This window comes from Martelella sp. AD-3 (assembly GCF_001578105.1).
Classification (GTDB): domain Bacteria; phylum Pseudomonadota; class Alphaproteobacteria; order Rhizobiales; family Rhizobiaceae; genus Martelella.
On sequence record NZ_CP014275.1, the window covers coordinates 1611232 to 1625055 of the forward strand.

Annotated in this window: 13 protein-coding genes and 2 pseudogenes; 7 read left to right on the forward strand and 8 right to left on the reverse strand. The window is 57.9% G+C overall.

Annotation, left to right across the window (positions count from 1 at the left end; genetic code table 11):
• The first annotated feature begins 38 nt into the window (after positions 1 to 38).
• The gene (locus tag AZF01_RS07400) at positions 39 to 764 is read left to right on the forward strand and encodes a cytochrome c3 family protein (RefSeq protein ID WP_024707169.1); all 726 of its coding nucleotides are present in this window, start codon (positions 39 to 41) and stop codon (positions 762 to 764) included.
• 256 nt (positions 765 to 1020) lie between these two features.
• On the opposite strand, the gene AZF01_RS24450 is transcribed toward AZF01_RS07400, so the two are convergent.
• On the reverse strand, positions 1021 to 1977 hold the full coding sequence (locus tag AZF01_RS24450; protein WP_245308954.1) for a YdeI family protein: 957 nt from the start codon (positions 1975 to 1977) through the stop codon (positions 1021 to 1023).
• Positions 1978 to 2179: 202 nt separating this feature from the next.
• Entirely contained in the window at positions 2180 to 2914 is a 735-nt protein-coding gene (locus AZF01_RS07410) for a carbonic anhydrase (protein WP_244435526.1), read from the reverse strand.
• A 226-nt stretch (positions 2915 to 3140) separates the two neighbouring features.
• Between AZF01_RS07410 and AZF01_RS07415 the strand changes: the two genes are divergently transcribed.
• From AZF01_RS07415 to AZF01_RS23440, 3 genes and pseudogenes are all read left to right on the forward strand, one after another.
• Entirely contained in the window at positions 3141 to 3533 is a 393-nt protein-coding gene (locus AZF01_RS07415) for a hypothetical protein (protein ID WP_024707172.1), read from the forward strand.
• A 27-nt stretch (positions 3534 to 3560) separates the two neighbouring features.
• Entirely contained in the window at positions 3561 to 5750 is a 2190-nt protein-coding gene (locus AZF01_RS07420) for a bifunctional diguanylate cyclase/phosphodiesterase (RefSeq protein WP_024707173.1), read from the forward strand.
• A 140-nt stretch (positions 5751 to 5890) separates the two neighbouring features.
• A pseudogene (locus tag AZF01_RS23440) lies at positions 5891 to 5995 on the forward strand (IS3 family transposase); the annotation flags it as partial.
• Here the strand turns inward: AZF01_RS23440 and AZF01_RS23445 are convergent.
• The 6 genes and pseudogenes from AZF01_RS23445 to AZF01_RS07445 form a co-directional block, all read right to left on the reverse strand.
• Positions 5994 to 6522, reverse strand: a pseudogene (locus tag AZF01_RS23445) (transposase); the annotation flags it as partial. The pseudogenes AZF01_RS23440 and AZF01_RS23445 sit on opposite strands and share 2 nt — an antisense overlap.
• A gap of 115 nt (positions 6523 to 6637) precedes the next feature.
• Positions 6638 to 6754, reverse strand: a complete 117-nt coding sequence (locus tag AZF01_RS24635) for a LacI family DNA-binding transcriptional regulator (protein ID WP_081725709.1) — start codon at positions 6752 to 6754, stop codon at positions 6638 to 6640.
• 282 nt (positions 6755 to 7036) lie between these two features.
• The gene (gene ptsP, locus AZF01_RS07430; RefSeq protein WP_036236375.1) at positions 7037 to 9070 is read right to left on the reverse strand and encodes a phosphoenolpyruvate--protein phosphotransferase; all 2034 of its coding nucleotides are present in this window, start codon (positions 9068 to 9070) and stop codon (positions 7037 to 7039) included.
• Positions 9071 to 9073: 3 nt separating this feature from the next.
• The gene (locus AZF01_RS23455; RefSeq protein WP_036236378.1) at positions 9074 to 9379 is read right to left on the reverse strand and encodes a PTS sugar transporter subunit IIB; all 306 of its coding nucleotides are present in this window, start codon (positions 9377 to 9379) and stop codon (positions 9074 to 9076) included.
• A gap of 15 nt (positions 9380 to 9394) precedes the next feature.
• Positions 9395 to 9865 carry a PTS sugar transporter subunit IIA gene (locus tag AZF01_RS07440; RefSeq protein WP_024707177.1) on the reverse strand — a complete coding sequence of 157 codons (471 nt, stop codon included), beginning with the start codon at positions 9863 to 9865 and terminating at the stop codon, positions 9395 to 9397.
• 16 nt (positions 9866 to 9881) lie between these two features.
• Positions 9882 to 11279 (reverse strand): PTS galactitol transporter subunit IIC, encoded by a 1398-nt coding sequence (locus AZF01_RS07445; RefSeq protein WP_024707178.1) that lies wholly within the window; start codon positions 11277 to 11279, stop codon positions 9882 to 9884.
• A gap of 231 nt (positions 11280 to 11510) precedes the next feature.
• Between AZF01_RS07445 and AZF01_RS07450 the strand changes: the two genes are divergently transcribed.
• The 3 genes from AZF01_RS07450 to AZF01_RS07460 are packed head-to-tail and all read left to right on the forward strand — an operon-like array spanning position 11511 to position 13824.
• Positions 11511 to 12482, forward strand: coding sequence for a sugar-binding transcriptional regulator (locus AZF01_RS07450; protein ID WP_024707179.1), 972 nt, complete (start codon positions 11511 to 11513; stop codon positions 12480 to 12482).
• 18 nt (positions 12483 to 12500) lie between these two features.
• Positions 12501 to 13247: a hypothetical protein gene (locus AZF01_RS23890; protein ID WP_152534469.1), complete on the forward strand. Its 747-nt coding sequence runs from the start codon at positions 12501 to 12503 to the stop codon at positions 13245 to 13247.
• Positions 13240 to 13824, forward strand: coding sequence for a hypothetical protein (locus AZF01_RS07460; protein ID WP_024707181.1), 585 nt, complete (start codon positions 13240 to 13242; stop codon positions 13822 to 13824). The genes AZF01_RS23890 and AZF01_RS07460 overlap by 8 nt, the downstream gene beginning before the upstream one ends.

Below are 13824 nucleotides of genomic sequence, written 5' to 3' on the forward strand. Positions count from 1 at the left end.
TGCGCGCCGCATCGGTATTTCAAAGGGAGCTTCGCGTGATGAAACAGGCAAGCATAGGCCAAGTGGCTGCCCTTGTGTTTTGGGCAGCGGCGGCTATCTGGGCGTCCGCAGCAGCGCCGCCGGCATCCGGCGCGCAGGATATCGCGTGTTCGACCCTTGAAACGGCGGTCTCCCAGGATCCGGCGTCGGAGAATATGTCCTCGGTCGAGCGGAGCATCTGCCAGTTGCAGGCGCTGAATGCCGCCTTCGGGGAGGACCGGCGACACGCCCTTCTGTTTCAGTCTTCAGGGTATTTGCGTGATGTGGGGCGCGCCGCCGGCATCAAGACGAGCGCGACCGTCGCCGATGCCGTGACGCCTTCCGCCTGCGGCGCCTGCCATGTCGACGGAGCCGTTCTTCCCGATGCCCACCCTCCTGTCGAAGGGATGACGATGAACGGGTGCCGGGACTGCCATGTTCCGGGAACGCCGCTTGCCCTGGAGGGAAGGCTCCACCTTGACCACACCCATTACCTTTCGGGGCTGGAATGCGCGACATGCCATGAGAATGCCGAGGCGCCGGAGGAGCCGGAAACACGGGTCTGTCTCGACTGTCACGGGCCGCTGGAAGCGCTTGGCGCAAGATCCGCCGACGCGTCCCCGACCAACCCGCACAGCTCGCCGCACGGCGCTCCCTTCGCCGAATGTTCCTTGTGCCATCTGCAGCACGCGCCGCAGGAAAACTACTGCGCGTCCTGCCACAATTTCAAATTCACCTTTCCATGAGGAGCGCTGAGGGGCATTGATGGTTCCGGAAGCCCGCCCGGCGTCAGGATCATCGAGAAACGATGAGACGATGCCGGGCCGGTCCGGCGCTTGTAAGCTATTGAATTGACGAATCGGCTTTCCGAAAGTCGACTCCGATCTTCGGGCCGATGCGCTTGCGCGGTTCCGCCTTTGGTGGAAACGCGAATCCGCTCTATCTATTTGTTTTGACGCATTTTCGCGAACGTCAGATGTTTCCATCTGACTGCGAAATGCTCTAGCGCTCCATCGCGCCTTTTCCGGCGATGATCCTGTCGCGGAACTTCTCGATACGGGCGACGCGGGTCGTCGATTGTCTGGCTTGGTTGAGGTTGAACATATAGCTTCTCTGTCGCCCGGGGGTCAGCGCGTGAAACGCTTCGGCCAGTTCCGGATCGGCATCCAGCGCATCGGCCAGCTCATCGGGCATGTCGATCTCGGCGTGCGCCTTCGGCGGTTTCGTACCCGCCTCGGCATGATCCATCAATTGCCGCAGATAAGCCCGGATCACCGGTTCCACCCCGCCGACCCGCGCCGCATCGGTGAAGCGGATCACGCCCGGCGTGCGGCTGTTCGGCCCTTGCGGCTCAAGCACACCTTCTGTGTCGTTCAGGAGGCTTGCGTTCATGAAGCTCAGCCGGAAGTCGCCACGGAACGCGCCGAAGATCGCGATGTTGCGACCTGCATGCATGTAGGTGGGGTGGGCCCACTTCACGGTCTCTTCCAGCCCCATGTCGCGGCAGATGCGACGCAGGTTATTGAGGCCGTCGATCCATTGACGGGTCGAGCAGTCCGGTGTGTCGAAGCGCGCGCATCGACCGCAGCCCTTGGTGAAGAAATCATCGGCGTCGGTAATCATCGTCTGCAACGTTTCGCGTGTCCCCCGCCCAAAATAGCAGTGCCCGAACAGGTGTAAAGCCTTGAGCGACAACACCGCCGGGCCCCGTGGAACCCAGAGGTCTCGGGGAACCGCAGCGGAACAGGTCCCCGCGCTTACCGAAGAACTGACCCGCCTCGGCGCCTCGACGAAACCGGGGAGTTCGTCGCCGAAGACCAGAAGATCAGGCGGATCGATCGAGGCTGCATGCCGGGCGCGGTCATGGCCGGGACCGGGTTCGCAGTGTCTCTCCGATGGGCCGATGCAGGTTCTGAAGACGGTGAAGGACGGGTGAGAGGAACCGCCGGGAAGCGCCATTGGCCTTTGGTTCTCGCCTGGACGACAACATGCCGGTTACGGAGCGCGGTTGGGGGCATGCCGGGCCGGCCGAAGGGATCGGCCCGGCATGTCGAACGCCTACAGCATCGGCCCGAAAATCGGAATCGATTTTCGGAAAGCACGATGCGTAGATTCAATAGGTTAGAGCGTCCTTTGTGCATCCGAATGGATGCACGGCGCTCTAAAGGAAGGTCACGACGCCCGTAGCGATGTCGTAAACGCCGGCGGAGGATTTGATCTTTCCATTGGCCGCAAAATCGGACAGGATCGGGCCGGTTGCGACTGCTTTCTCCGCATTGATTATCGCATTTTGCGCGGTAGCGGCTTCAAGCATGTTTTCCGGATTGTTTCCGATCACGTCATAGACCGCCGGGCGGATCGCGTTCACGAGGCTCGGCAGGTGGCCGGGCGGCAGTTCATTGTCCTCAATCGACGTGATCGTGGCGCTGATGGCGCCGCAACTGGTGTGACCGAGCACCAGAACGGCCTGAATGCCGAGCACGGCGGTGGCAAATTCCAGGCTTGCTATGCCGTCTTCATTGAGGAAATTCCCGGCGACTCTGACGACAAACAGATCACCGGGAGCCTGATCGAAAATCAATTCCGGAATGACGCGGGAGTCAGAACAGGCAACGACAGCGGCAAAGGGCTGCTGACCCTGTGAGCGACTGTAGCGACCGGCCGAGTGGTCGGTATTATTCGGCGTTCCATCCACGTAGCGCTTGTTGCCATCCACAAGGCGCTGCAGCGCCTCGTCGGGCGAGGCCGGCGCAGCCATCGGCGCACTGCCTGGCTCCTGCGCATACGCGCTCGATACGAAGGGAAGCGCGAGCGAAGCAGCGGCGCCGCCCCTGAGCAGATTGCGCCTGGTTACGGCCTTGTCTTTACAATCCTGACACATGATATCGTCCTCCAAACCCCAAGAACCTTTGCACCCTGCCGATTCATTAGGGAGGGCGAATATACGTCGCGGCCACGAACAACGCCATTAATATTCATGGTCCCGTCCGGCAAGCATGACGAATCCGCGCCGCGCCCGGTTGCCTGCGCTGGCGACGCGGTGCGTGAAAGCCCCTCCGGCGTCGTCATCGAAGACCTCGACTGGCGCGCCTTTATCGACCGCTACCACAGGGAAGGGGGCTTTGTTCCGGCTCGACCCGCCCTATTTGGCTTGCGAGACGTGGTGCAGCAGGGACAGCTTCCTGCGTGCCGGCCTCGCTGAAATGGCGAAGCGGCTCGCAGGGATCAAGGGACGGTTCATCCCTTCGCTGAATGACCGGCCGGAGGCGCGGGAGCGCTTCTCGGCGTTTCAGTTCGCCGATGTGAAGCTCGACTACATGATCGGCGGCGGCGGGCAGAAGCCGGTGGGCGAGGTGTTCATGCCGGGCGGAAAGGATATTCGTCCAGACGGATACCTTCCCCTGTTCTGGGGAGGAATACCGCTCCGGCCAAGCCGCGCGGGGCGAGGCTGGTGCGCTGTTCCGGACAAGAGGTCGGGGACACTCTCTTGTGCGGAAGATTGTGTTCCTTCATAGTTTTTAATTACATGGCAGGTTTCGAAAATGCGCAGCAAGACAGTTTCTCTCAAATACTCGGGCTTCCTTCTCAAGCGCGCCCTGCCAATATTGGTGTTGACCGGCTGCATCGGCCTTGGCGTCTTGGGGCTCCTGATCTGGGCGGGTCAGGAGGCTGATCGCGTTTCGTACAATCGACAGGCTAGTCTGGCTCAACTCGTTGTTTCGCAACTGCGTTCCAAGGTCGCCCACAACCAGGAAAGTGTGACTGTATGGGACGATGCCGTCGAACAGGTGCGCGCGCGTGACAGCGAATGGATGGATAATAACCTTGGAGCCTGGATGCATGAGTACTTCGGACTCGATCAGGCCTATGTTCTCGATCCCTCGAATCAAGCTGTTTACGCGTTTGCGGATGGCGGACCGAGGGCTCCGGATGCGTTTGGCGTAGTCGAAGACGAAGCTCTGCCTTTGGTTCTTGCTCTTCGCGACAAGCTTCGGGTGGGCGACGACAGCCAGGTTAGCGATACCGTGCTCACGCCCGGCGTGTCTGATTTAGCCGTCATCCAGGGGCGTCCCGCTGTCGTCAGCGTCAAGCCAATCGTTTCCGATACCGGTGACATTCAACAGATACCCGGTGAGGAAAGCGTTCACCTGGCTGTGCGCTTCCTTGACGGAAGCCTGATCGAAGAGCTGAAGACCGACTATCTGTTTGAAGACCTGCATTTTTCATGGACGGCGAGCGATGCGCCGCATTATTCCAGCCTGCCGTTCTATGCGGCTGATGGATCCGTTTTGGGATACATGGTGTGGCATCCCCATCACCCGGGTGAAACGATGCTGTCAAAGCTTATCCCGGTTTTGTCCGCCTTGATTGTATTGGCACTTTGCGCAATCGCGTTCTCTCTGTTCCTTTATCACAACCGGTCAAAAGAGCTGCAGGCGAGCGAGGAGCAGATCCGGTACATGGCGCTTCACGATCCGTTGACCGAACTTCCCAACAGGAACTATTTCAACGAGTACGTCGATGTCGAGTTGACCAAGGGAGGGGCGAGCGCCCTTCTGTTCCTCGATCTGGATCGGTTCAAGCAAGTGAACGATACGCTCGGTCACCCTTCAGGTGACGCTTTGATTCGCGAATTCGGTCAACGTTTGAAGGCTATCGTGCGTCAGGGCGATGTCGTTGCGCGCGTCGGCGGGGACGAATTTACCGTGATGCTCAGGGGAAAGGTCAGCGTGGGGGAAGTCGATGGTATCTGCCAGCGCATAGTCGATTCTGCCCGCCGTCCCTTTGTGCTCGGCGGCCAGGAAGTGTTTGTCGGCGTGAGCGTTGGAGTGGCGCTGGCGCCGCGCGATGGCAATGACCGTGTCAGCCTGCTTCGGAGGGCCGATGTTGCCCTGTACTTTTCGAAGAACTCCGGCCGCAGCCGGTATACCTTCTTTTCCGAGAGTATGGACCAGTTGCTCAGCAGGCGCCAGGAGATGGAAGGGGATATGCGTGCGGCCCTGAAGGCCGGCAATGAATTTCAGGTTCACTATCAACCCATTATTGACGCTCGCGACCATAGGGTCAAAGGGTACGAGGCGCTTCTGCGCTGGGAACATCCCAAATTCGGCTCGATCTCTCCCGAATTGTTCATTCCCATAGCGGAAGAAACCGGGCTGATCGAGGCTGTCGGCGCGTTTGTCTTGCGGGAGGCCTGCACCGCCGCAGCTGAGTGGTCCGGGAAGTCCGTTGCCGTCAATGTGTCCGGCATCGAACTCCGTGACGAAGGCTACGCCGCAAAAGTCAAAAATATACTGTTGTCCACCGGACTGTCGCCGCAGGCTCTCGAACTGGAGGTGACTGAAACAGCCGCGACCGACGAGGCCCCTGCCGTCGTCGCGAATCTCGACGCCCTGCGTGCAATAGGCGTGCAGATCGCGATTGATGATTTCGGGACTGGCTTCTCGTCGCTTGGCCGTCTGCGAACCCTGAATGTCGATCGCATCAAGATCGACAGAAGCTTCGTACGGGGGTTCGGCGAGAAAGCCGGCGATGAGGCTATAATCCGGGCCATTGTTGAGCTGGCCCACGCGAGTGGCCTCAAGACGACCGCGGAAGGCGTTGAAACGTCATTTCAGGACGCCGGTCTGATCAGGATTGGCTGTGACAGCCTTCAGGGCTTCCTTTACTCGAAGCCCGTTCCTCTTCGCGACATTGAACTCACTCGCTCTCCCGACAGCTCGCCCGGCTGAGTGCAAGAGCGGCGCATGGACGTCGCCGTGGCGTGCGCTTGACCGCGCCCGGTCGGCTCTGTCGTTTTCTGCATCGCGTCGCTTTAAACCTCGATTGCCGTTTCGGCGTCTTCGACCGACCATGCCGGCTTAAGTCGTTTCGCATTTTTGGCTATCGCCGGATCGGCGTCCTGCTTGAGCGCAAGGGTATGATCATGAACCACAAGAAGCTTTATCGGCTCTATCGCGAAGAGGGGTTGTCGGTAACGCCTTGTAAATCCTGCGGGTCTTCTTGATATTCACCGTCCAGCCTTCTCGTCGAAGGAGCACGTGAACACGCCGATAGCCAAACTGGACGCGTGTCTCGCATATCTCCTTGATCCGTCTTTCAAGAGCGGCCTGACCGATGCGGCGGGACTTGTAATGGTAGGTCGAGGTGTCGAACGTCAGAACCTTGCAGGCTCGCCTGATCGACACCCCCAGTCCACCAGCATCCCATCCACAAGCTTGCGCGTTCGGGCAGGCCTTAAAGCTTTCGGCGGATGACATCCTGAAGCATCTCGCGGTCCAGCGTCAGGTCCGCCACGATCCGCTTCAGTTTCGCATTCTCATCTTCCAAAGCCTTCAGCCGGCGCATCTCGTCGGGCAGCAGACCTGCGTATTTCTTCTTCCAGTTGAAGTAGGTCGCCTGGCTGATCCCGGCCTTGCGGCAAATCTCCGCCACAGGCACACCGTCATCCCCCTGCTTCAGAATAAACGCCTTCTGGGCGTCAGAAAACTTCGATGCCTTCATCTCTTCCACTCCTTCTCCCAGCCAGGAAAATACCGCGGAATACTCCAACATCAGACGATCCAGTTTTCAGGGCGCAGAGCAATTCGGCTGATAGCCCATTTTCCGGAACACCTGCTCAACGCGCGCGCGTTTCAGGCCTCACAAGGGGGTCGTCGTTCAGCACCCGGGACGCGGTCTTGAGCGACACACCGGCCGCTTTTGCAATATCACGTTGTGTTTTCATGAAGACCATTTTTCACATAACGCACCAAGAGTGAAGCAAGTCCGTTGAGATACACGACTAAAAGACCGCCTACGTGCGCTTGCTCACGGCATGGACGCTCCATCATTGACGCGGCAAAGGCAGGTGCAACACGCCTTTTTTGTTGCAATACCTTTGAGGCAAATGATCGGTGGCGCCTTGTGGCGATATATCGCGGGATTGAGACGTGAGACGGATCATGGCCAGCAAGACCGTCTTGGCATCTGTCGGCCAATGAACGCGCCATGGAAACAAGCTGTTTGGCGCATCGGACTAAACGCCCTGTTCCGTCGTTTCTTTGAGTTCGAGCGCGCAAACCTGGCGTTTTACGCGACGAATGGCTGCGGCCGACACGCTGAGCTCGCGAACGCCTGCCTGCAAAAATACCGCAGAGAGGACCGGGTCAGCGGCGGCCTCGCCGCAGACGCCGACCGGGATATCAGCGCGCGCAGCGGCGGCGCAAACAAGACGAACGGCCTCGATAACCGCCGGGTTCTGGGTCCGAGACAATGAAGCCACCGCCGGGTTGGTGCGATCTGCTGCCATGACATACTGCGTGAGATCGTTCGTTCCCAGAGAGAAAAAGGCCGCTTTTTTTGCAAGCGCATCGGCAGAAAAGACGGCAGCAGGTGTCTCGACCATGATGCCAAGTTCAAACGGCCCGTAGGTTTTGCCTTCGCGTTCAAGTTCGTGTTCGCAGGACTCGATCAGCGCTTTGGTTTCTGAAATTTCGTCGCCGGTTGCGATCATCGGCAGCATGACCTTCAGGCGGCCATGGCAGGCGGCGCGGAGCAGGGCGCGCAACTGGGGCCGGAATATCTCCGGTTTTGCCAGACACAGCCGAATGCCGCGCAACCCGAGAAACGGATTATCTTCTTTCGGCAGATCGATCGCGCGGCAGGGCTTGTCGCCGCCAATGTCGAGTGTGCGGATGATGACCTCGTCATCGGGGAAGCGCTCCAGAACCGTGCGATAAACCTGATACTGCTCGTCTTCGTCCGGAAGCTCGGCCCGATCCATGAACAGAAATTCGGTCCGCATCAGGCCGACCCCCATGGCGCCTGCCTCAGTTGCAAAATCGAGGTCGTTCACGCTGCCGATATTCGCCGCAACGATGATTGAGACACCATCGCGCGTCACGGGCTTCACGGTTGTGAAACGTTCGAGTTCCTCCCGATCTTCCGCGGCGGCTGCAATCGCGATCCGCAGATGCGCGCTTGTTTCATCATCCGGATCGACAATGACATCGCCGGTTGCACCGTCAACAGCGATCACTCGTGCCTCTTTGACCGCGTTGACGACCCCGGGCAGTCCGAAAACGGTTGGTATTCCGAAACTGCGCGCAAGGATCGCCGCATGTCCGTTGGAGGCACCACGCTCGGCCACAATTGCAGCAAGATGGGAAAGATCTTCTCCACCCATATGCGCGGCCGTCAGTTCTTCGGCCACAAGCACAGAGCCAGCGGGAACATCGCCGACCGAGAGCGGTTTCTTGCCTTGCAATGCCATTGCAACGAGATGGCCCGCCGCCCGCATGTCTTCTGCGCGCGCCCGCGCATAATCACTTGCGAGTGTCTCGATCTGCTGTGCCGTACTCTCAGCCGTGGCTTCAACGGCGGCCAGGGCGCTATCGCCTTCGGCAATCATTCTCTGGATGGCCTCGGCCCAGTCCTCATCCGCCGACAGGTCGGCGAGCGCCTCCATCACCATGACGGAAGATGGGTTGGCTTTCATTTGCGCGGCCTCTCGCAAACGCTGCGAAACGGCATTCAGGGCAGCCCGCGCGCGCTCTTGTTCACGGGCGATGCTGTCCGGCTCGATCTGCGCCGGCTCGGGAGCGATCTTCGGTTGCTGAAACACGAAAGGTGAGCCCAATGCGACCCCGGCACAAACCGGAACACCCGTCAGGGGCGCTCTGTCCATGGGAGAGGGTGCAGTATTGGCTTTGCGTGATGCAGCCTCGGGTGTTGGGGCAGGTGCTTGCGAGGCGGCGGGCGCCGCTGACGGGCTATGCGTTTCAGTGTCTCCACGCTCCAGAAATGCCGACACAGCATCAACGGCCAGATCGGCGTCATCGCCACGGCCCCTGACGGTGATGGTGTCGCCTTCCTTGACGCCCAGCAGCAACAATTTCAGCGACGAGCGTGCACTGGCCTGTTGAACCCCGGTCGCCAGTTCAACCTCTGCATCGTATCTTTTGGCGATTCGAATGATTTCAGAAATTGGACGGGCATGAAGTCCGCCACTGACACGAACGGACGCCTTGCGCTCAAGCCATGCCTGAGCGGCGGTTTCACTCTTGCCCATGGATTAATGTACTCCGGCTGCCTTGCCAGTCAAAATATCGGCGATTTTCTCGATTTCCTGATCCCGCCCAATCCCGGTCAGGAAGGCCAGAGTCACGATTGCCGGTTTTGGCAGGTTGGATGGCAGTGGCGTTGTGGACACGACGAGATCGACACCGTCTACAAGGCTGGGAACTTCTGTCACCTTGCACTGGCGGGTCTCGACCTCGATGCCGCGTGCTGACATTTCCTCTTCAATGCTGTTGGCAACCACCGTTGAGGTGGCGACAGCAGTGCCGCAGGCGACCAGAACGATTTTCTTATCCGACATGACTGCTCCTCATCGTCAATGTGTTGAATTAAGGATGGATGTGACTTCTTCTTTGCTGGTGGCGTTGGAAAGCCGTCTCAGTCTTCCTTCATCCTGCAATAATTGGCCAATCGCGGTCAGCATCTCGATTTGCTCATCTTTGCTGCGTAGTGCCAATTCGAAGACCACCGATACAGGAATTTTCTTGTCCGGATCATCCATAGACCCGAACATGACGGGCCTGGAAAGCGTCGCCATTGCGACGCCTGAGGATATGACATGCTCGGGGTCCGTATGCGGAACGGCAACGGCAAAGCCATCGCCCAGCGGCAGTCCGGTCGGCATTATGGCCTCCCTGCTGATCACAGCCGCGCCATAGGTTGATTTGACGATAGCCGCCTTTTGCAGGTGATCGGCCAGAAGGCCGATCACTTCGTTTGCATCAACCGCATCGCAACCAAGCACGACGCCATCGGGAACAAGGTAATCTGAAATATCGATACTCATTACACGTTATTCCCATTCACATTGATACCGTTTTGGGCGTTTCATCCGTTGCCGCTTCATCCACCTGCGATCGCTTGAGGATGACAATACCAATCGCTGTCAGGATCGCGAGAATGACAACGCCAAGATATCCGAGCACTTTTGTCAAGAAAACGGAAACCCAGGTGATCCAGACAAACCCGTCGCCAATGGCCGTGATCTGTGTTGCGTTTGAAGGGATATCGAACCCTGAGGAAACAGCCGCCTGGGTAAACAATGCGGCGAGCGACGTGGCGCAATAGAAGCCAAGCGTCAGTGTGATTGTCCCGATAATCACCATCCGCAGCACATTGCCGTTCACGACGGGAGCGGCCAATGCGATGAAGAACGGAATGACAGCAAGGTCTGCAAACAGGATCACCCGATTGCCCGGCAGGATGATTTCAAGAAGAATGGCAATCGGAACCAAAAGCAGCGACGCCGAAATCGCAGCGGGATGGCCAATCAGGATCGCCGAATCGAGCCCGATATGGATTTCACGGGCTCCAGCGCGTTTTTGAACGAAGGTTCGTGCGGCTTCCGAGATCGGGATCAGGCCCTCCATCAGGATTTTCACCATGCGCGGAAGAAGAACCATGACAGCGGCAAGGTTGATGCCGGTCTTGAGAACCTTTGTGGTCATTTCCGGCAGGTTTGACGGGTCCCAGAAGCCGATAAGACCCAGAATGATGCCGATTGCCAGTCCCAGGATCATCGGTTCTCCGAGAACACCAAACCGCTTCTGGATCGTGTCGGTGGACAGATCGATGTCGCGCAGGCCGGGGATCCGCTCGATCACCCAGTTGATGCCCATGGCGATCGGAAGAATTTGAACCGAGAGAATGTGCGGTACGGAGACGCCCGGAAGGCCATAGAATTTCTGAATCCGTTTGGCGCTCCAGTCGGCAAAGAACAGCGCTACGGCCGCCATAACAGCCGAGGTGGCAATGCCCATCGGCAGCGACCCCGTTGCGGCAACGACCAGCGAGCCGACAAAGGCCATATGCCAGAAATTCCAGACATCAACGTTCAGGGTTCGAGTCATACCCGTCAACAGCAGCACGATGTTGACGATGATGGCAACCGGAATGATCCAGAGCCCCACCGAAGATCCAAACGCGATCGCCGCCGAAGACGGCCAACCAACATCAACGACATCACGGGTAACACCGGTATTGATCGCAATAGCCTGGGCGACATCGCTCAGATTGGTAAACATCAATCCGATGACGAGGTTGATACCGATGAAGGCGACGCCGATGGTAACGCCGGCGCGGATTGCCTTGCCGGTCTTTGCTCCCAGAACGAGCGCGATAATGATAATGATAATGGGCAGCAATACCGTCGCACCCAAGGCGTCGATAACCTGCTTCAGCCCCACCAGGAAACCGTCCATTTTGTCCTCCCTGGATGCGACTTGCTGAAAGGCTCCTCCCTTTCATCCGCTTTGCAAGTCATGATGCACCCAACCTGATCATTTGTGCGGACGATGAACATTATTTCGTTTTTTCAGGGCTTGTCAATCGTGCATCCTTTGAACATTTGTCCATTTTTTGCTGGAAAGCCGATTTTGACTTTGCAATAGTTGAAATCGCACTGCGTTGAACGCGAATCACAAGGGCAGGACATGGCACCACTGCGCGGCAGCGATCAGGATCTATTGGTTAAGGCAGCCTGGCTGTATTATGTCCATGGGCAGGGACAGGAGCAGGTCGCCAAGGCTTTGCATTTGTCGCGCACCAAGGTGACGCGGCTGCTGTCGCATGCCCGGGAAAGTGGCATCGTTAAAATTTCGGTTGAGCATGAGACCGTGGAAACGCTCGCGCTGGCAGACTGGATAGCATCACGCTATGGCGTTGAAAATTGCATTCTAACACCGCCTTTGCCTGAAGACCCCGCGCCATCGGCAGCAATCGAGGCCATCAACCGTCAATCGGTGGGCATGGCAGCTGCCAATGTCCTGATGCGGCGTTGTCTCAGCAACAGGCCGATGACGATCGGTGTTGGAGCAGGACGAACCGTTGCGCGGGTGATTGATTCAATCGTGAATCTGACTAAATCGGATTTGACGGCGTTGTCGCTGATCGGGACCACCCATCGCGATGAGGGGATTTCCTCATATTCGCTGGCTCTTCTTTTATCGGACGTTGTTGGCGGCAAGGCGCGGACACTGCCGACGCCCATTTATATGGGATCACCGGCCTCGCGGCAGGCACTTGAGCGGGATCCGGTTATCGCTGAGCTTTTACAGGCGACGGCACAAACTGATATCAATATACTAAGTTGCGGCCCAGCGAAGGGCGACAGCTCGTTCTCTATGCGGGCGGGACTCACCCAGGAAGACGGCGTGATACTGGAAAAAGCGGATGTTGCATGTGAACTCGCCGGTTTTTTTCTGAAGGCCGATGGCTCTTTTGCCGAGACGCCTTTGAATGACCGTAGAATCGGTGTCTCTTTCGAAACGTTGAAAGCGGCGGATAATATTGTTGTCGCATCGGGCGCCCATAAAGCCGAGCCGCTGAAAGCCGTGATGGCGGCGGGAATAGCGAAGACAATCGTCATCGACAACGCGCTTGCCGGACAGCTCGCCCAACGGTAAGGCGAATAGGATACGTGCATGGTGGAGAACGGGGCACGTTTAAAAGTTTGGAATGGAGGAACATTGATGCTGGAACATTTCAGACCTGACAGGCTGGTCCTGCGCGAAGCATTACGTGGGTTGCGGTATACCGTTCACACCGGTGGACGAAGAGTTTTGAACCATCTTTCCACGGCTTCGGCCGGTCATACGCCCGCTCTTCCCGGAAGACACCTGTTATGCGACGTGGAGAATACAGCAGCACGGCTTGAAGCCTTCGGCTCTGATACCATGCGCTTCCTGCTGTGCGAACATACGCCGTCCTCGCGATCGATGCTGGCCTTGTACGAACTCGGTTTTGAAGAAAAGCAGTTTGCCCGCGTTGTCTATGACAATCTGGGGCTGTTCTTGCAACAACTTGGCATTCGACACGCCATCGTCAGCGAACTGGCAGCACGGCAGGCACATAGGCGGCTTCCTTCAAACCTGCTTGATCTGGCTGAACATGAAGCCGCCGCTGTGATTGCTTTTTCTCTTGTCGACGCCGGCGTCATCAGAGAGGGTCCAGTTGGACTGAAGTCGCTGCGAAGCAGAGAGACAGATCTGGCGATTGCCGCATTATTATTCTGGTTGTTGAGTAATCGTTCGCTGGAAGAAGATGATCAGACCCGTTTGGCTGCCGCCGACATGGCGGTGGCCGTCGGAGATGAAATCGTCGCGGCGCTGAAGCAGAAGGATCAAACTGCTTTGAGTGCACTGTTCGAAGAGTTGGCCCCGCATGTCTGAACTGTCAAATTCATACAGGATCTGGCCCAGCACCAACGAACCCTTGCGGCGCGCGGTGCGGCGATTGCATTGGTTCCGCACTGCATTCATGTCTTACACACAGGAGATGGAAAAAAGGATCGGGGTTGAATATGAAGTTGACGAGAAAAAGCTCGCAGCGATTTTTATTGCCTGGCTGCGGGCGGTAAACGCACAAAAGCCAAGTTCGGCGAAGGCCCGCAGTGCCTATTTCGATTTCGCTGCAAGTTTGATGTTGCGTGAGTTGATCGAAAATATGCCGCTTAAGGCCAAAACCAAGCCGCAACTGGTCGATGAAAACGCTGCGGCGGCATTCTGGCCTGAAGGATATATCTGCACATTGTTCTGCCTCGCCGTCCACGATGCCGTGGTCAAACAGGAGTTCAGCGCGCCTTTGCCGCAACGCCCGCCGATCGACAATATACGAAGCTGGTGGTCGTTTCGCGAAAACAGCAGAGAAGACAGCCGTTTTGCCGCTGGCTTCTTGCAGCGGCTTATGGGCCATGAACCGAACTGGGCCATGCCTGATATTTTCACGATGCCAGTCGATGATGGCTGA

What these genes read in the sequence shown, in the direction of transcription:
- AZF01_RS07400 (WP_024707169.1), top strand. Translation starts at nt 39, where the DNA reads ATGAAACAGGCAAGCATAGGCCAAGTGGCTGCCCTTGTGTTTTGGGCA.
- AZF01_RS24450 (WP_245308954.1), bottom strand. Translation starts at nt 1,977, where the DNA reads ATGGCGCTTCCCGGCGGTTCCTCTCACCCGTCCTTCACCGTCTTCAGA.
- AZF01_RS07420 (WP_024707173.1), top strand. Translation starts at nt 3,561, where the DNA reads ATGCGCAGCAAGACAGTTTCTCTCAAATACTCGGGCTTCCTTCTCAAG.
- AZF01_RS24635 (WP_081725709.1), bottom strand. Translation starts at nt 6,754, where the DNA reads ATGGTCTTCATGAAAACACAACGTGATATTGCAAAAGCGGCCGGTGTG.
- ptsP (WP_036236375.1), bottom strand. Translation starts at nt 9,070, where the DNA reads ATGGGCAAGAGTGAAACCGCCGCTCAGGCATGGCTTGAGCGCAAGGCG.
- AZF01_RS23455 (WP_036236378.1), bottom strand. Translation starts at nt 9,379, where the DNA reads ATGTCGGATAAGAAAATCGTTCTGGTCGCCTGCGGCACTGCTGTCGCC.
- AZF01_RS07440 (WP_024707177.1), bottom strand. Translation starts at nt 9,865, where the DNA reads ATGAGTATCGATATTTCAGATTACCTTGTTCCCGATGGCGTCGTGCTT.
- AZF01_RS07445 (WP_024707178.1), bottom strand. Translation starts at nt 11,279, where the DNA reads ATGGACGGTTTCCTGGTGGGGCTGAAGCAGGTTATCGACGCCTTGGGT.
- AZF01_RS07450 (WP_024707179.1), top strand. Translation starts at nt 11,511, where the DNA reads ATGGCACCACTGCGCGGCAGCGATCAGGATCTATTGGTTAAGGCAGCC.
- AZF01_RS23890 (WP_152534469.1), top strand. Translation starts at nt 12,501, where the DNA reads ATGGTGGAGAACGGGGCACGTTTAAAAGTTTGGAATGGAGGAACATTG.
- AZF01_RS07460 (WP_024707181.1), top strand. Translation starts at nt 13,240, where the DNA reads ATGTCTGAACTGTCAAATTCATACAGGATCTGGCCCAGCACCAACGAA.